Origin of the sequence: Streptomyces sp. NPDC002701 (assembly GCF_042889045.1) — a bacterium.
GTDB lineage: Bacteria > Actinomycetota > Actinomycetes > Streptomycetales > Streptomycetaceae > Streptomyces.
On the sequence record NZ_JBIAQL010000011.1, the window covers coordinates 150433 to 167648 of the forward strand.

Below are 17216 nucleotides of genomic sequence, written 5' to 3' on the forward strand. Positions count from 1 at the left end.
CCTGCCGCGGGTGCTTCGTCTGCGGGTCCGTCGTGGCTGGTCGCGCCCCGCGGCGGAGCCGCAGATCGAATACAGCCCCGCGCCCCTCAGGGGCGCGGTGCTGCGGGACCAGCCTCTTCATCAGGAAGCCCACCATGTACAAGCTCTTCTTTCGGCTCGTGTTCCGGCGTATGGATCCCGAGCAGGCCCATCACCTCGCCTTCCGGTGGATCCGGCTGGCCGTCCGCGTGCCCGTGCTGCGGACCTTCGCCGCCGCCGTCCTCGCACCCCGGTACGAGGAGTTGCGGACCGAGGCGTTCGGACTGCGGATGCACGGGCCGTTCGGGCTCGCCGCGGGCTTCGACAAGAACGCGGTCGCCGTCGACGGCATGGCGATGCTCGGCTTCGACCACGTCGAGATCGGCACGGTCACCGGGGAGGCGCAGCCGGGCAACCCCCAGAAGCGGCTGTTCCGCCTCCTGCCGGACCGCGCGCTGATCAACCGCATGGGGTTCAACAACGAGGGCTCCGCGGCCGTGGCGGAGCGCCTGCGCACCCGCACGCCCGTCCTCAGGACGGTCCTCGGCGTCAACATCGGCAAGACCAAGGCAGTCCCGGAGGCCGAGGCCGCCGCCGACTACGTGAAGTCCACCGAGCGACTCGCCCCCCACGCCGACTACCTCGTGGTCAACGTCAGCTCGCCGAACACCCCCGGACTGCGCAACCTCCAGGCCACCGAGTCGCTGCGGCCCCTGCTCACCGCGGTCCGCGAGGCCGCCGACCGGACCGTCACCACGCGCCGCGTGCCGCTGCTCGTGAAGATCGCGCCCGACCTCGCGGACGAGGACGTCGACGCCGTCGCCGACCTCGCCGTCGAGCTCGGCCTGGACGGCATCATCGCCACGAACACCACCATCGCGCGCGCGGAGCTGGGGCTGCGGTCCGGCACCTCCCTCGTCGCCGAGACCGGCGGGCTCTCCGGCGCGCCTCTCAAGGCACGCTCCCTGGAGGTGCTGCGACGCCTCTACGCGCGCGTGGGGGACAGGATCACCCTGGTGGGCGTCGGCGGCGTGGAGAACGCCGAGGACGCCTGGCAGCGCATCCTGGCCGGCGCCACCCTGGTCCAGGGCTACAGCGCCTTCGTCTACGAGGGCCCGTTCTGGGCGCGCGGCATCCACAAGGGCCTCGCCGCACGCCTTCGTACGAGCCCGTACGCCACCCTCGCCGACGCGGTCGGCGCCGACGTGAGGAAGACGACCGTATGAGCCCGGAACCCTTCGGTGCCCGACTGCGCCGCGCCATGGACGAGCGGGGTCCTCTGTGCGTCGGCATCGACCCGCACGCCTCCCTGCTCGCCGACTGGGGTCTGAACGACGACGTCGCGGGCCTGGAGCGGTTCAGCCGCACCGTCGTGGAGGCGCTGGCCGGCCGGGTCGCCGTGCTCAAGCCGCAGAGCGCGTTCTTCGAGCGCTTCGGGTCGCGCGGCGTCGCCGTGCTGGAGAAGTCGGTCGAGGAGGCGCGCGCGGCCGGGGCGCTGGTCGTCATGGACGCCAAGCGCGGTGACATCGGCTCGACCATGGCCGCGTACGCCGCCGCCTTCCTGGAGAAAGGCTCGCCGCTCTTCTCGGACGCGCTCACCGTCTCGCCGTACCTCGGCTACGGGTCGCTGCGGCCCGCGGTCGAACTCGCCCGGGAGAACGGCGCGGGGCTCTTCGTGCTCGCGCTGACCTCCAATCCGGAGGGCGCCGAGGTGCAGCACGCGGTCCGGCCCCCGCATGCCGACACGGCGCGGCGGAACGTGGGCGCGACCATGCTGGCGCACCTCGCCGAGGAGAACGCGGGACAGACCCCGATGGGCTCCTTCGGGGCGGTCGTCGGCGCCACGCTCGGCGATCTGTCCTCCTACGACCTCGGCATCAACGGCCCGCTCCTCGCTCCCGGCATCGGCGCCCAGGGCGCGACGCCGGCCGACCTGCCCCGGGTCTTCGGGGCGGCGGTGCGCCAGGTGGTGCCGAACGTCAGCCGCGGAGTCCTGCGGCACGGGCCCGGCATCGACGCGCTACGCGCGTCATCCGACCTCTTCGCGGAACAGATCAGGGCGGCGGTGGAGGCGGCCTAGTGGCCGGCGCCGCGCCCTCGGCACGCGACTTCCGGGCGCCGAGCGTCTGAATACATGCTCAAATCCTGGGTGTTTTGTCTGGAATGTCTGACTCCATAGAGGCTGACCAGGACTTTTCCGCTGTTCTCGCTGACTCCGGCGGACTTGCCCGCTAGTCTCCGACGAGAGTCGACGGGCAGAAGCGTTGCTCGTTGCTCACCAGGTGTGGAGCGATCAGGTTCCTCACCGGTCCGTATCCGACAGTTCGACATCCGAGGTGACGTAGGCGTGGCTCTTCCGCCCCTTACCCCTGAACAGCGCGCAGCCGCGCTCGAAAAGGCCGCCGCGGCTCGCCGGGAGCGGGCCGAGGTCAAGAATCGACTCAAGCACTCCGGCGCCTCCCTCCACGAGGTCATCAAGCAGGGCCAGGAGAACGACGTCATCGGCAAGATGAAGGTCTCCGCCCTTCTCGAGTCCCTGCCCGGCGTGGGCAAGGTCCGCGCCAAGCAGATCATGGAACGGCTCGGGATCTCCGAGAGCCGGCGTGTGCGGGGTCTCGGCTCCAACCAGATCGCCTCTTTGGAGCGCGAGTTCGGCGGCGGTGCGGCCTGACGTTCTCGGGCACCCCTGAGAACCTGGATAATCGCCGCATGGCTGCAACACCCCGGGGGACGTCCCCCGTACCCCCGGACGTACGTCCGCGGCTGACCGTGCTCTCCGGCCCCTCCGGGGTCGGCAAGAGCACGGTCGTCGCCCATATGCGCAAGGAACACCCCGAGGTATGGCTCTCGGTGTCGGCGACGACCCGCAGGCCGCGCCCCGGGGAGAAGCACGGTGTCCACTACTTCTTCGTCAGCGACGAGGAGATGGACAAGCTGATCGCCAACGGCGAGCTGCTCGAGTGGGCCGAGTTCGCGGGCAACCGCTACGGGACGCCCCGCGATGCCGTGCTCGAACGGCTGGAGTCGGGCGAGCCGGTCCTCCTGGAGATCGACCTCCAGGGAGCCCGGCAGGTCCGCGAGTCCATGCCCGAGGCCCTGCTGGTGTTCCTGGCTCCTCCCTCCTGGGAGGAGCTGGTGCGCAGACTCACCGGGCGGGGCACCGAGCCGCCCGAGGTCATCGAACGCCGGCTGGCGGCCGCCAAGATCGAACTGGCTGCCGAGCCGGAGTTCGACACCACCCTGGTCAACACCTCCGTCGAGGACGTGGCTCGTGAGCTGCTAGCCTTGATGGAAGTTGTCTGATCTTAAAGGTCACCTTCAAGGTCAATTTCCACTTTTCGGAAGGCAGAGCGTGTCCTCTTCCATCACTGCTCCCGAGGGCATCATCAACCCTCCGATCGACGAGCTCCTCGAGGCAACCGACTCGAAGTACAGCCTCGTGATCTACGCGGCCAAGCGCGCCCGCCAGATCAACGCGTACTACTCGCAGCTCGGTGAGGGTCTCCTCGAGTACGTCGGTCCCCTCGTGGACACGCACGTCCACGAGAAGCCGCTGTCGATCGCCCTCCGGGAGATCAACGCCGGCCTGCTGACGTCGGAGGCCATCGAGGGCCCGGCTCAGTAGTATTTTCGGCTCACAGCTCAGTTGTCCACAGGCCCGGCAGTACGTCTGCCGGGCCTGTGGTGTGTGATGGGGACGTACGGGTGCCGAGGTCGGGGAGAGACGTGGACAAGCCGAAGGTCGTGCTGGGAGTCAGCGGTGGCATCGCCGCCTACAAGGCGTGCGAGCTGCTGCGCCGACTGACCGAGTCGGGCCACGACGTGCGGGTCGTACCGACGGAGTCGGCGCTGCACTTCGTCGGCGCCGCCACCTGGTCCGCCCTCTCCGGACACCCGGTCTCGACGGAGGTCTGGACGGACGTCCACGAGGTGCCGCACGTGCGGATCGGCCAGACGGCCGACCTGGTCGTCGTCGCGCCCGCCACCGCGGACCTGCTGGCGAAGGCCGCCCACGGCCTCGCCGACGACCTCCTCACGAACACGCTGCTCACCGCCCGCTGTCCGGTCGTCTTCGCGCCCGCCATGCACACCGAGATGTGGGAGCACCCGGCCACCCAGGAGAACGTGGCGACGCTGCGCCGCCGGGGCGCCGTCGTCATCGAGCCCGCGGTGGGCCGGCTGACCGGCGTCGACACCGGCAAGGGACGGCTGCCCGACCCCGTGGAGATCTTCGAGACCTGCCGCCGGGTGCTCGCGCGCGGCGCGGCCGAGGCGGACCTCGCCGGCCGGCACGTCGTCGTCAGCGCGGGCGGCACACGCGAGCCCCTCGACCCGGTCCGCTTCCTCGGCAACCGCTCCTCGGGGAAGCAGGGGTACGCCCTCGCGCGCACCGCCGCCGCCCGGGGCGCCCGGGTCACGCTGATCGCCGCCAACACCGGGATGCCGGACCCGGCGGGCGTCGACGTCGTCGAGGTCGGTACCGCCGTGCAACTGCGCGAGGCCGTGCTCAAGGCGGCCCCGGACGCCGACGCCGTGGTGATGGCGGCCGCGGTGGCCGACTTCCGGCCCGCGGCCTACGCGGCGGGCAAGATCAAGAAAAAGGACGGGCAGGAACCGGAGCCGATCGTTCTCGTCCGCAACCCCGACATCCTCGCGGAGATCTCCGCGGACCGTGCCCGCACCGGACAGGTGATCGTCGGCTTCGCCGCCGAGACGGACGACGTGCTGGCCAACGGCCGGACGAAGCTCCGGCGCAAGGGCTGCGACCTCCTCGTCGTCAACGAGGTCGGTGAGCGCAAGACCTTCGGCTCCGAGGAGAACGAGGCGGTCGTGCTCGGCGCCGACGGCAGTGAGACCCCGGTGCCGTACGGGCCGAAGGAGGCGCTGGCCGAAACCGTGTGGGACCTCGTGGCGCGCCGGCTGGGCTGAGCGTCGCATTCGTCTCGAGCGCCCCTCGAATCCGGCACACACAGGGTGTGGGAGCCTGGCGCAGACGTGTCCTCGTGTCGCAGAATGCTCGTGCCGCAGGTCACAGCGCTTCCGAGAGGCGAGACGGTAGCCCTGCGGCGAAGTGCGACCGATAAGCTGTTCTCGGACGACGCCGGGCGCAGCTCCCGGCCGTCCGCCAATGATCAGCCAGCAGCCGCTGCAACCACAGGGAGCGTTGTGTCCCGTCGCCTGTTCACCTCGGAGTCCGTGACCGAGGGTCACCCCGACAAGATCGCTGACCAGATCAGCGACACCATCCTCGATGCGCTCCTGAGAGAGGACCCGACGTCCCGGGTCGCCGTCGAGACCCTGATCACGACCGGCCTCGTCCACGTGGCCGGCGAGGTCACGACCAAGGCGTACGCGCCGATCGCACAGCTCGTGCGCGACAAGATCCTCGAGATCGGCTACGACTCGTCGAAGAAGGGCTTCGACGGCGCCTCCTGCGGCGTGTCCGTGTCGATCGGCTCCCAGTCGCCCGACATCGCGCAGGGTGTCGACACCGCGTACGAGAAGCGGGTCGAGGGTTCCGACGCAGGTGAGGCAGGGGACGAGCTCGACAAGCAGGGCGCCGGCGACCAGGGCCTGATGTTCGGTTACGCGACGGACGAGACCCCGGAGCTCATGCCGCTCCCGATCCACCTCGCGCACCGCCTGTCGCGCCGCCTCTCCGAGGTCCGCAAGAACGGCACGATCCCCTACCTGCGTCCCGACGGCAAGACCCAGGTCACCATCGAGTACGACGGCGACAAGGCGGTCCGCCTGGACACGGTCGTCGTCTCCTCGCAGCACGCGTCGGACATCGACCTGGACTCGCTGCTCGCGCCCGACATCCGCGAGTTCGTGGTGGAGCCCGAACTGAAGGCCCTCCTGGACGACGGCATCAAGCTGGAGACGGAGGGCTACCGCCTCCTGGTCAACCCCACCGGCCGCTTCGAGATCGGCGGCCCGATGGGCGACGCCGGCCTGACCGGCCGCAAGATCATCATCGACACCTACGGCGGCATGGCCCGCCACGGTGGCGGCGCCTTCTCCGGCAAGGACCCGTCCAAGGTCGACCGCTCCGCCGCGTACGCCATGCGCTGGGTCGCCAAGAACGTCGTCGCGGCGGGCCTCGCCTCCCGCTGCGAGGTCCAGGTCGCCTACGCGATCGGCAAGGCCGAGCCCGTCGGTCTCTTCGTCGAGACCTTCGGCACCGCGAAGATCGACGCGGAGAAGATCGAGACGGCCATCTCCGAGGTCTTCGACCTCCGCCCGGCCGCGATCATCCGCGACCTCGACCTGCTCCGCCCGATCTACTCCCAGACCGCCGCGTACGGCCACTTCGGGCGCCCGCTGCCCGACTTCACCTGGGAGAAGACGGACCGGGTCGACGCGCTGCGCAGGGCGGCGGGGCTGTAGCCCTTCCACCCGGGCAGTCCTCTCTGCTCATGGGCCCGGCATCCCGGAGGGGTGCCGGGCCCCGGCGTTCCCGGGCGCGCGGCGCTGTCGGTGGGGTCTGGTAGGAATGCTGGTGTGAGCAGCGAGGACGGGCAGGCGGACACGGGGGGCGACGGGGCGCCGCCCGAGCAGCTCGCGCTGATCCGGGACGCCGTGCGCAAGGCGCCGCGGGCCAAGCCGCGGACCTGGCGCGGGGCCGCCGTCGCCAAGAACCTGCCCGTCGCCCGGGTCCTCGTCGACAAGGGCGTCCTGCACCTCGACCGGTACTTCGACTACGCCGTGCCCGAGGAACTCGACGCCGACGCGCAGCCCGGGGTGCGGGTGCGGGTGCGGTTCGGGGCCGGACGACACCGGGTGCGGGAGGGGCGGCGCGAGGGCGGCGGGCTGATCGACGGGTTCCTCGTCGAGCGGCTGGCCGAGTCCGACTACCCGGGACCCCTCGCGGCCCTGGCCCACGTCGTGTCGCCCGAGCCCGTGCTGAGCGAGGAGTTGCTCGGCCTCGCCCGGGCCGTCGCCGACCGGTACGCGGGGAGCCTGGCCGACGTCCTGCAACTGGCCGTCCCGCCGCGCAACGCACGGGCCGAGGCGAAGCCGTCGCCCGAGCCGCTGCCCGTCCCCGGGACCCCCGCGCCGGGGCCCTGGGCCAGATATGCGCGCGGTGCCGCCTTCATCGAGTCGCTCGCGGGCGGCGGGGCGCCCAGGGCCGTGTGGAACGCGCTGCCCGGGCCCGGCTGGGCCGAGGAGCTGGCCCGGGCCGTGGCGGCGACCCTCGCCTCGGGACGTGGCGCGCTCGTCGTCGTGCCGGACGGGCGGGCCGTCGGCCGGGTCGACGCCGCGCTGACCTCGGTCCTGGGGGAGGGGCGGCATGCCGTGCTCACCGCCGACGCCGGGCCCGAGAAGCGCTACCGGCAGTGGCTGGCGGTACGGCGCGGGTCCGTACGGGCCGTGGTGGGGACCAGGGCCGCCATGTTCGCGCCCGTCCGGGACCTGGGGCTGGTGGCCCTCTGGGAGGACGGGGACAGCAGCCACAGCGAACCGCACGCCCCGCAGCCGCACGCCAGGGAAGTGCTGTTGCTGCGGGCCGCCCACGACAAGAGCGCCTTCCTGTTGGGGAGTTGGAGCTGCACCGTCGAGGCCGCACAGCTCGTGGAGAGCGGCTGGGCGGCGCCGATCGTCGCCGAGCGGGAGCAGGTACGGGCCGCCGCGCCGCTCGTACGGACCGTCGGGGACCAGGATCTCGCGCGCGACGAGGCGGCCCGGGCCGCGCGGCTGCCCACCCTCGCCTGGCAGGCCGTGCGCGAAGGGCTGAAGCAGGGGCCCGTACTGGTCCAGGTGCCCCGGCGGGGTTACGTACCGCGGCTGGCCTGCGCGCAGTGCCGGGCGCCCGCGCGGTGCCGGCACTGCGCGGGACCGTTGCAGGGAGAGGACGCCGGGGGCCTGCGGTGCGGGTGGTGCGGGCGTGAGGAGAGTGGCTGGCACTGTCCCGAGTGCGGCGGGTTCCGGCTGCGGGCGCAGGTCGTGGGGGCGCGGCGGACCGCCGAGGAGCTGGGCCGTGCGTTCCCCGCCGTGCCCGTGCGGACCTCGGGGCGTGAACAGGTGCTGGACACGGTGCCGGGGTCGCCCGCGCTCGTCGTCAGTACGCCCGGCGCGGAGCCCGTCGCCGAGGGCGGCTACGCGGCGGCGCTGCTGCTCGACGGCTGGGCGATGCTCGGGCGGCCGGACCTGCGGGCCGGTGAGGAGGCGCTGCGGCGCTGGATCGAGGCGGCGGCGCTGGTGCGCGGGCAGCGCGACGGCGGGACCGTGGTGGTCGTCGCCGAGCCGACCCTGCGGCCCGTGCAGGCGCTGGTGCGGTGGGATCCGGTCGGGCACGCCGTCCGTGAGCTGGCCGAGCGGGCCGAACTGGGTTTCCCGCCGGTCTCCCGGATGGCGTCCGTGTCCGGGACCACGGAGGCGCTCGCCGGGTTCCTCGCCGCGGTCGAACTGCCGAGCGACGCGGAGGTGCTGGGCCCTGTGCCGGTGCCCGCGCCGGATCCGGGCTGGCCGCGGCGGGCGGGGGCGCCGCCCGCGGGTGAGCAGGGGGAGCGGGCGCTGATCCGGGTGCCGCCGGGGAAGGGGGCCGCGCTGGCGTTCGCCCTGAAGAGTGCGCAGGCTGCCCGGATGGCGCGCGGCGGGGGCGGCAGCGAGGCGGTCCGGATCCGGATCGACCCGCCCGACATCGGGTGAGGCCGTGTACGCGTCTGCCCCCGAGTGCGTCCGGGGGCAGACGGGGAGCTGGTGCTTCGCCGCTGACAGACGCGTACGTCAGCCGTTGCGCGGACCAGGGAAGGCGTTGGGCCTGACCTCGTCGCGGAGAGGGGGCCTGACCTCCTCGCGAAGGGACGGCCTGGCCTCCTCGCGGAGGGTGGGACTGCCCGCCGTCGGCTGGGTCGGCATGGGCATCGGCATCGGCATGGAACGGGCGGCCGGGACCGTGGGCATGCCGGTGTTGACGGCGATGCGGGCTCCCGAGGGCTCGGTCGCGCGCTCGGCCTCGGCGGCTGCCTGAGCGGTCGCCCGGCGGGCGCCGTAACGGCGGTGCACCGCCTGCTTCGTGACCCCGAGGGCCGAGCCCACCGCGTCCCACGAGAAGCCCAGTGAGCGGTCGAAGTCCACGGCGGCCGTGACCAGGGTCTCGACGCTGTCCCGCAGCTCCTGCGCGAGGCGGACGGTCGGAGCGGGAGCGCGTCCGTAGACGACGAAGCCCGTGGAGGGGCCGGAGCGGCGCGGGCGGTAGACGTTGCCCAGCTGGGCTGTCAGCGTGCGCAGTGCGTCCACCTGCCGGCGGACCCGCTCGATGTCCCGCACCAGCAAGTGCAGGCTGGCCCGAGCCTGGGCGTCGTGGGTTGCGTGGTCGGCCATGAACAAGCCTCTCGAACCGGCGTTGAAAAGGTCCGGGCCGCGATTACGGCCCGTTTTGGTCAACTCTTTCTTGACCAACGCGTTTCCGGGTGAGTGGTCACGCAGCAGGGGCGTGGGGGCGCATCCGTACGCCCCCGGCGATCGGCTGAGTGCTCGGCTCGACACCGCTCTGACCAGCACTTCGTCGCCCGCGTCAGCCGTGTGGCGGTCCTGCAGGGCGGCCGGCCCCCGCCGGTGGCAGCAGGGGCCGACGTGCGCCGGACGAGCGGGGGAGGCGCCCGGTCGTCGTCGTGCGTTGCCGTCCGGGACGGCGGATACGGAGCCGTGGCCGCCGGGGGCCCTCCGGTACCGCGGCCCATAGACTGGTGCGCTGCCCGTTGAACTCGCCCGAGAGGCCGACTGCCACCCATGAAGCTCGTCTTCGCCGGTACCCCCGAGGTCGCCGTTCCCGCTCTGGACGCCCTGATCGCCTCCGGGCGGCACGAGGTCGCCGCCGTCGTGACGCGGCCCGACGCGCCGGCCGGGCGGGGGCGCAGGCTCGTCGCGAGCCCCGTCGCGCAGCGCGCGGAGGAGGCCGGGATCGAGGTGCTCAGGCCGGCGCGGCCGCGGGACGAGGACTTCCTCGCACGGCTGCGGGAGATCGCCCCGGACTGCTGCCCCGTCGTCGCCTACGGCGCGCTGCTGCCCCGGGTCGCGCTCGACATCCCCGCCCACGGGTGGGTCAACCTGCACTTCTCGCTGCTGCCCGCCTGGCGCGGCGCGGCGCCCGTACAGCACGCGGTCATGGCCGGGGACGAGATCACCGGCGCGTCCACCTTCCTCATCGAGGAGGGGCTCGACTCCGGGCCCGTCTACGGGACCGTCACCGAGGAGGTGCGGTCCACCGACACCAGCGGGGACCTGCTGACGCGGCTCGCGTTCGCCGGGTCCGGGCTGCTCGCGGCGACCATGGACGGGATCGAGGACGGCACGCTGAAGGCCGTGCCGCAGCCGGCGGACGGGGTCACCCTGGCACCGAAGATCACCGTCGAGGACGCCCGGGTGGACTGGGCCGCGCCGGCGCTCCGGGTCGACCGCGTCGTACGGGGGTGCACGCCCGCGCCCGGGGCGTGGACCGTGTTCCGCGGCGAGCGGCTGAAGTTGATCCAGGTGGCGCCGGTGCCCGAGCGGACGGACCTGGCGCCGGGGGCGCTGGGGGTCGGGAAGAACACCGTGTACGTGGGGACCGGCTCGCACGCGGTGGAGTTGTCGTGGGTGCAGGCGCAGGGGAAGAAGCCGATGCGGGCGGCCGACTGGGCCCGGGGTGTGCGGATCGCCTCCGGCGAGGTGGTGGGGTGACCTCCGTCGGTGACGTGCGGGTGGGCTGGGTGTCGTGTCACCTGCGGGTGGGTGGGGGCTGGTCGCGCAGTTCCCCGCGCCCCTGTGGGGCGCCCCTGGAGGGGCGACCCGACAGGGCGACGTAATCTGGGGAGGTATCTCTTCCACTGAGCCGGAGCACCTTTTTCGTGAGTGAGCAGCCTCGTCGGGGTCGTCAGCAGGGCAAGCCGTACCGCCGTCCCAAGAAGGACCCCGTGCGGATGCTTGCCTTCGATGCGTTGCGGGCGGTGGACGAGCGGGACGCGTACGCGAACCTCGTACTGCCGCCGCTGCTGCGCAAGGCCCGCGAGAAGGGCGACTTCGACGGGCGGGACGCGGCGCTGGCGACGGAGCTGGTCTACGGGACACTGCGCCGGCAGGGCACGTACGACGCCGTCATCGCCGCCTGCGTGGACCGGCCGCTGCGCGAGGTCGACCCGCCGGTGCTGGACGTGCTGAGTCTGGGCGCCCACCAGTTGCTCGGGACGCGGATCCCGACGCACGCCGCCGTGTCGGCGACCGTCGACCTCGCGCGGATCGTGCTCGGCGACGGGCGGGCGAAGTTCGTCAACGCCGTCCTGCGCAAGATCTCGCAGCACGAGCTGGACGCCTGGATCGAGCAGGTCGCGCCGCCCTACGAGGAGGACGCCGAGGACCACCTCGCCGTCGTGCACTCGCATCCGCGGTGGATCGTCTCCGCGCTGTGGGACTCGCTCGGCGGCGGCCGTGCCGGGATCGAGGACCTGCTGGAGGCCGACAACGAGCGGCCCGAGGTGACCCTGGTCGCCCGGCCCGGGCGCGCCACCGCGGACGAGCTCCTCGGCACGCTCGGCGAGGAGAGCGCGCTGCCGGGGCGCTGGTCGCCGTACGCCGTGCGGTTGTCCGAGGGCGGCGAGCCGGGTGCCATCGACGCCGTACGGGAAGGGCGGGCCGGCGTCCAGGACGAGGGCAGCCAGCTGGTGGCCCTCGCCCTCGCCAACGCGCCCCTCGACGGGCCGGACCGGGCCTGGCTCGACGGGTGCGCGGGGCCGGGCGGCAAGGCGGCCATGCTCGCCGGACTCGCCGCCGAGCGCGGGGCCGTGCTGCTCGCCTCCGAGAAGCAGCCGCACCGGGCCGGGCTGGTCGCGAAGGCACTCGCCGGCAACCCCGGTCCATACCAGGTCATCGCCGCCGACGGGACGCGGCCGCCGTGGCGATCGGGCACCTTCGACCGTGTCCTGATGGACGTGCCCTGCACGGGACTCGGCGCCCTACGGCGGCGCCCCGAGGCCCGCTGGCGGCGGCGGCCCGCCGACCTGGACGGGTTCGCGCCCCTGCAGCGCGGTCTCCTGCGTACCGCGCTGGACTCCGTGCGGGTCGGCGGTGTCGTCGGGTACGCCACCTGCTCGCCGCACCTCGCCGAGACCCGGGCCGTGGTGGACGACGTGCTCAAGCAGCAGGACGCCGAACTCCTCGACGCCCGGCCGCTCTTCCCGGACGTCCCGGCCCTGGGCGACGGCCCGGACGTCCAGCTGTGGCCGCACCTGCACGGCACGGACGCGATGTACCTGGCCCTGATCCGGCGAACGGGCTGAGCCGGAACCCGCTGTCGGCGTCGTCCTCCGGCACCGCCGCGCCCACCGCGGCAGGGCCGTCCTGTGCCGCGGGGGCACGGACATGCCGAGCGGGCACCGGTGGACGGGCGTGACGGGCCCGTACGACAGTCGTGCGCTGCGGTCCGTCGGCCACTGCGGCGGACTCGTCGTCGGGCTCGGCGGCCGGGCCGGTGCCCACCGGCCGGCCGGGGCCGGGGACCGGGGAGGGCAACCGGCGCCGGGCATGGCAGGCTTGTGGCATGGCCGCGCAGATCAACCCCAGCATCCTGTCCGCCGACTTCGCCCGCCTCGCCGAGGAGGCACAAGCCGTGGAAGGGGCCGACTGGCTGCATGTCGACGTGATGGACAACCATTTCGTCCCGAACCTCACGCTCGGCGTGCCGGTCGTAGAGGCACTGGCGCGAGCGACGGACACGCCGCTGGACTGCCATCTGATGATCGAGGACGCCGATCGGTGGGCGCCCCAGTACGTCGAAGCGGGTGCCGGTTCCGTCACCTTCCACGCCGAGGCGGCCGCGGCGCCCGTGCGGCTCGCCCGCGAGATCCGGGCCAAGGGCGCCCGTGCCTCCATGGCGCTCAAGCCCGCGACGCCCGTCGAACCGTACGAGGATCTGCTCTCCGAGCTCGACATGCTGCTGATCATGACCGTCGAGCCCGGCTTCGGAGGCCAGTCGTTCCTCGACATCATGCTTCCCAAGATCCGCCGCACCCGCGAGCTCATCAGCAAGCACGGTCTGGAGCTGTGGCTGCAGGTCGACGGCGGAGTCTCGGCCTCCACCATCGAGCGCTGCGCCGAGGCGGGGGCCGACGTCTTCGTCGCCGGCTCGGCCGTCTACGGGGCCGACGACCCCGCCCAGGCGGTACGTGCATTGCGCACGCAGGCGGAGCAGGCGACGGCCCAGGCGGCATGGGCATGCGACCACTGAACCAAGGGAACGTGAACGCCGCCCCTCAGGGCTGATCAAGTACGCCGGATCTGCAAGGATGAACGGCGAATCCAGAGTGTGAACAGCAGTGAGGAGATCGCCGTGTCGGGTATGTCGGCGGGCCGGTCAGCCATGCGGATGGGACCCGCCGAGCTGGTCCAGGCGGCGGCCATGGCCCGCCGCTTCTACCTCGAGGGCAAATCCAAGATCCAGATCGCCGAGGAGTTCGGCGTCAGCCGCTTCAAGGTGGCCCGGGTCCTGGAGACCGCTCTCGAACGGGATCTCGTGAGGATCGAGATCCGTGTCCCCGCCGAGCTGGACGCGGAGCGCTCCGACGCGCTGCGTGCCCGCTACGGCCTGCGGCATGCCGTCGTCGTCGAGTCCCCGGCCGAGGCCGAGGAGTCGCCCGACCCGGAGAACCTCGGCGAGGTGGCCGCCGACCTGCTCGGTGAGCTGGTCGCCGAAGGTGACGTGCTGGGCCTCGCCTGGGGCCGCTCCACCATCCACATGGCGGCGGCGCTCGACCGGCTGCCGCCGTGCACGGTGGTGCAGCTGACGGGTGTCTACGACGCCGGGACGGCCGAGCGCGGCTCGGTCGAGGCCGTCCGCCGGGCCGCCCAGGTCTCCGGCGGCGACGCCCACCCCATCTACGCGCCGATGCTGCTGCCGGACGTGGCCACCGCGGCCGCCCTGCGCAGCCAGACGGGGATCGCCCGGGCCTTCGAGTACTTCGACAAGGTCACGGTGGCCTGCGTGTCCATCGGGTCCTGGGAGGCCGGCATCTCGACGGTGCACGACATGCTCAGCGAGGAGGAGCGCGCCCACTACGCCTCCCTGGGGGTCGAGGCCGAGATGTCCGCGCACCTCTTCGACGTCGAGGGCCGCCGCGTCGGGCGCGACCTGGGGGAGCGGTGCATCACCGTCGAGGCCGACCGGCTGCGGCGCATCCCCGAGGTCGTCGCGATCGCCGGCGGGCAGCGCAAGTCGGGCGCCATCGACGCGGTGCTGCGGTCCGGGCTCGTCACCAGCCTGGTGACGGACACGGCCGCCGCGGACGCCCTGATGACGACGGGCCCGACCCCGCGTCCGGCCCTGGACCGGGCCGACCCCGACGGGCTCTGATCCCCGGCCGAGGCGAGCGGGTGCGCGGCCCTCGTCCGGCCGGACCCCGCGGGCGGTCCGGCAGCGCGCAGGGCGGGGACGACGAGGTCCACCCGCACGGATGATCACCACAACTCGTTCAGGGCGGTGCTGAGATGACGCACGACGTGCCGGACCACGAGGCGCCGAGCCGTCACGTGGTCACGCTGGACCTCGACGGGATCGCGGACAGGGCGGGCCTCATGGAGCGCTGCGCACGCGCCCTGGAGCTGCCCGAGTGGTTCGGCGGCAACTGGGACGCGCTCGCCGACAGCCTCGGCGACCCCACCGTGTGGCCCGGAGCCGCCCGCGAGGGCGGGCTGCTCGTCGTCGTCACCGGCTGGCGGGCGTACGCGGCTACGCGGCCCGACGAGTGGACGGTCGCGGAGGACGTCTTCGCCCAGGCGGCGGACCGCGCCCCGGAGGGACTGCTCACCGTGGCGCTGGCCCTTGGAGGATCCCACTAGTGACCCCCTGACCGGCCTGGACGATCGGCCCGGGGCGTGCCGACCACCCGACATGGGACAATGAGGTACGTGCTCTTCCCCCGGGCTGACCTGTTCGGGGGCCACCTCTGATCGACTGGGATGTGCAGCACGTGCGTTTCCTGAACGACATCCAGCCTCCGTACGACCTCACGTACGACGACGTCTTCATGGTGCCGAGCCGTTCCGCGGTCGGCTCGCGGCAGGGCGTCGACCTGGCTTCGCCGGACGGCACCGGCACCACGATCCCGCTCGTGGTCGCCAACATGACGGCGATCGCCGGCCGCCGGATGGCCGAGACCATGGCCCGCCGCGGCGGTCTCGTCGTCATCCCGCAGGACATCCCGATCGAGGTCGTCACCGAGGTGGTCTCCTGGGTCAAGAGCCGCCACCTCGTGCTGGACACCCCGATCATCCTCGCCCCGCACCAGACCGTCGCCGACGCGCTGTCCCTGCTGCCCAAGCGCGCGCACGACGCCGGTGTCGTGGTGGACGGCGAGGGCAGGCCCGTCGGTGTCGTCACCGACGCCGACCTCAGCGGCGTCGACCGCTTCACCCAGCTCTCCGAGGTCATGTCCCGTGACCTGCTGCTGCTCGACGCGGACATCGAGCCGGGCGAGGCGTTCAACAGGCTCGACCACGCCAACCGGCGGTACGCCCCGGCCGTCGACCAGGACGGCAGGCTCGCCGGCATCCTCACCCGCAAGGGCGCCCTGCGCGCCACCCTCTACACACCGGCCACCGACGCGGACGGCCGGCTGCGCATCGCGGCCGCCGTCGGTATCAACGGCGATGTCGCCGGCAAGGCCAAGCAGCTGCTCGCGGCGGGCGTCGACACGCTCGTCGTGGACACCGCCCACGGTCACCAGGAGTCGATGATCTCCGCGGTCCGAGCCGTCCGCGGACTCGACCCCCAGGTGCCGGTCGTCGCGGGCAACGTCGTCGCCGCCGAGGGCGTACGCGACCTGATCGAGGCCGGCGCGGACATCGTCAAGGTCGGTGTCGGACCGGGCGCCATGTGCACCACGCGCATGATGACCGGCGTGGGCCGCCCGCAGTTCTCGGCCGTCCTGGAGTGCGCGGCCGAGGCGGCGAAGTTCGGCAAGCACGTGTGGGCCGACGGCGGGGTGCGGCACCCCCGTGACGTCGCCATGGCACTGGCCGCGGGCGCGTCGAACGTCATGGTCGGCTCGTGGTTCGCCGGTACGTACGAGTCGCCGGGCGACCTGCAGCAGGACGCCCACGGGCGGCCCTACAAGGAGTCGTTCGGCATGGCGTCGGCGCGGGCGGTGCGCAACCGTACGTCGGAGGAGTCGGCGTACGACCGGGCCCGCAAGGCGTTGTTCGAGGAGGGGATCTCGACGTCCCGGATGTTCCTCGACCCGGCCCGGCCGGGGGTCGAGGACCTGGTCGACTCGATCATCGCGGGTGTGCGGTCGTCGTGCACGTACGCCGGGGCGAACTCGCTGGCGGAGTTCGCGGAGCGGGCGGTCGTGGGCGTGCAGAGTGCGGCGGGGTATGCGGAGGGCAAGCCGTTGCATGCGAGTTGGGGGTGAGCCCTGGGTTCGCGTTTTGACGCGGAACCCGGGCTCGGGGCTGAGCGTGGGGGCGGGCCCCCTGGGGGTCGTGGGTATGTGCGGGGCGGTGGGGGCTGGGCGCGCAGTTCCCCGCGCCCCTGAGGGGCGCGCCTCTGTACGGTGTGCCTCTGACGGGGTGCCGGGCTCTGGTGCCGGGGGCGTGTTCTACTTCTGGGGCGGTTGCCGGAGGGTGTGGCTCGTGGCAGGGGCAGCCGGTGTGACCAGCGCGGTCAGCGCGTCCAGCGAAGAGAAGTGATCCATCCGCAGTGCTGAACGATCTCGACGAACGTATCGTGCACGCCCTCGCCGAGGACGCCCGGCGCTCCTACGCCGACATCGGGCAGGAGGTCGGGCTGTCCGCGCCCGCCGTGAAGCGGCGGGTGGACCGGTTGCGGTCCACCGGGGCGATCACCGGGTTCACGGTTCGGGTCGATCCCGCGGCGCTCGGGTGGGAGACCGAGGGGTTCGTCGAGATCTACTGCCGCAGGAACACGTCTCCGGAGACCATCCAGCGGGGGCTGGAGCGGTACCAGGAGGTGGTGGCCGCGTCCACCGTCACAGGGGAGGCGGATGCGGTCGTGCAGGTCTTCGCCTCCGACATGCGGCACTTCGAGCGGGTGCTGGAGCGGATCGCGGGGGAGCCGTTCGTGGAACGGACGAAGTCCGTGCTGGTGCTCTCGCCCTTGTTGCGTCGGTTCTCCTCCGGATCCCCCACGTAGCGCTCCGCTTGGGGGTGGGAGGGGGTGGGGGGTGGGGGTGCTTGTCGGGTATCCGCGGGGCCGTGGGGGCTTG

General features: G+C 72.8%; 16 protein-coding genes. 15 read left to right on the plus strand and 1 reads right to left on the minus strand.

Features of this window, described 5'->3' with window-relative positions:
- Positions 1-134: 134 nt before the first annotated feature.
- The 8 genes from ACFYXC_RS26810 to ACFYXC_RS26845 all read left to right on the plus strand — a co-directional run bounded on the left by ACFYXC_RS26810 (position 135) and on the right by ACFYXC_RS26845 (position 8670).
- Positions 135-1244 carry a quinone-dependent dihydroorotate dehydrogenase gene (locus ACFYXC_RS26810; RefSeq protein WP_388918285.1) on the plus strand — a complete coding sequence of 370 codons (1110 nt, stop codon included), beginning with the start codon at positions 135-137 and terminating at the stop codon, positions 1242-1244.
- Positions 1241-2098, plus strand: coding sequence for an orotidine-5'-phosphate decarboxylase (gene pyrF, locus ACFYXC_RS26815; protein WP_388918288.1), 858 nt, complete (start codon positions 1241-1243; stop codon positions 2096-2098). The genes ACFYXC_RS26810 and pyrF overlap by 4 nt, the downstream gene beginning before the upstream one ends.
- 267 nt (positions 2099-2365) lie before the next feature.
- Entirely contained in the window at positions 2366-2689 is a 324-nt protein-coding gene (locus ACFYXC_RS26820) for an integration host factor (protein ID WP_005319887.1), read from the plus strand.
- Between the two features lie 38 nt (positions 2690-2727).
- Positions 2728-3321, plus strand: coding sequence for a guanylate kinase (gene gmk, locus ACFYXC_RS26825; RefSeq protein WP_388918291.1), 594 nt, complete (start codon positions 2728-2730; stop codon positions 3319-3321).
- Positions 3322-3370: 49 nt separating this feature from the next.
- Positions 3371-3643: a DNA-directed RNA polymerase subunit omega gene (rpoZ, locus tag ACFYXC_RS26830; protein WP_005319902.1), complete on the plus strand. Its 273-nt coding sequence runs from the start codon at positions 3371-3373 to the stop codon at positions 3641-3643.
- A 101-nt stretch (positions 3644-3744) separates the two neighbouring features.
- On the plus strand, positions 3745-4947 hold the full coding sequence (gene coaBC / locus ACFYXC_RS26835) for a bifunctional phosphopantothenoylcysteine decarboxylase/phosphopantothenate--cysteine ligase CoaBC (RefSeq protein WP_389554338.1): 1203 nt from the start codon (positions 3745-3747) through the stop codon (positions 4945-4947).
- Positions 4948-5184: 237 nt separating this feature from the next.
- Positions 5185-6408, plus strand: a complete 1224-nt coding sequence (gene metK, locus ACFYXC_RS26840; RefSeq protein ID WP_388918297.1) for a methionine adenosyltransferase — start codon at positions 5185-5187, stop codon at positions 6406-6408.
- A gap of 114 nt (positions 6409-6522) precedes the next feature.
- The gene (locus ACFYXC_RS26845) at positions 6523-8670 is read left to right on the plus strand and encodes a primosomal protein N' (RefSeq protein ID WP_389554339.1); all 2148 of its coding nucleotides are present in this window, start codon (positions 6523-6525) and stop codon (positions 8668-8670) included.
- Between the two features lie 78 nt (positions 8671-8748).
- Here ACFYXC_RS26845 and ACFYXC_RS26850 read toward each other — a convergent pair whose 3' ends face one another.
- Positions 8749-9345: a hypothetical protein gene (locus tag ACFYXC_RS26850; RefSeq protein ID WP_389554340.1), complete on the minus strand. Its 597-nt coding sequence runs from the start codon at positions 9343-9345 to the stop codon at positions 8749-8751.
- 408 nt (positions 9346-9753) lie between these two features.
- On the opposite strand from ACFYXC_RS26850, the gene fmt reads away from it, so the two are divergent.
- From fmt to ACFYXC_RS26885, 7 genes are all read left to right on the plus strand, one after another.
- On the plus strand, positions 9754-10683 hold the full coding sequence (gene fmt / locus ACFYXC_RS26855; RefSeq protein ID WP_388918306.1) for a methionyl-tRNA formyltransferase: 930 nt from the start codon (positions 9754-9756) through the stop codon (positions 10681-10683).
- Between the two features lie 167 nt (positions 10684-10850).
- Positions 10851-12275: an RsmB/NOP family class I SAM-dependent RNA methyltransferase gene (locus ACFYXC_RS26860; RefSeq protein WP_388918309.1), complete on the plus strand. Its 1425-nt coding sequence runs from the start codon at positions 10851-10853 to the stop codon at positions 12273-12275.
- A 260-nt stretch (positions 12276-12535) separates the two neighbouring features.
- The gene (rpe, locus tag ACFYXC_RS26865) at positions 12536-13222 is read left to right on the plus strand and encodes a ribulose-phosphate 3-epimerase (protein ID WP_389554341.1); all 687 of its coding nucleotides are present in this window, start codon (positions 12536-12538) and stop codon (positions 13220-13222) included.
- A gap of 78 nt (positions 13223-13300) precedes the next feature.
- Positions 13301-14344 carry a sugar-binding transcriptional regulator gene (locus ACFYXC_RS26870; protein WP_388918315.1) on the plus strand — a complete coding sequence of 348 codons (1044 nt, stop codon included), beginning with the start codon at positions 13301-13303 and terminating at the stop codon, positions 14342-14344.
- A gap of 134 nt (positions 14345-14478) precedes the next feature.
- On the plus strand, positions 14479-14829 hold the full coding sequence (locus tag ACFYXC_RS26875; protein ID WP_389554342.1) for a barstar family protein: 351 nt from the start codon (positions 14479-14481) through the stop codon (positions 14827-14829).
- A 131-nt stretch (positions 14830-14960) separates the two neighbouring features.
- A complete protein-coding gene (locus ACFYXC_RS26880; protein ID WP_388918556.1) occupies positions 14961-16403 on the plus strand; it encodes a GuaB1 family IMP dehydrogenase-related protein in 1443 nt (480 codons plus the stop codon).
- Positions 16404-16690: 287 nt separating this feature from the next.
- A complete protein-coding gene (locus ACFYXC_RS26885) occupies positions 16691-17143 on the plus strand; it encodes an Lrp/AsnC family transcriptional regulator (protein ID WP_388918321.1) in 453 nt (150 codons plus the stop codon).
- Positions 17144-17216 lie beyond the last annotated feature (73 nt).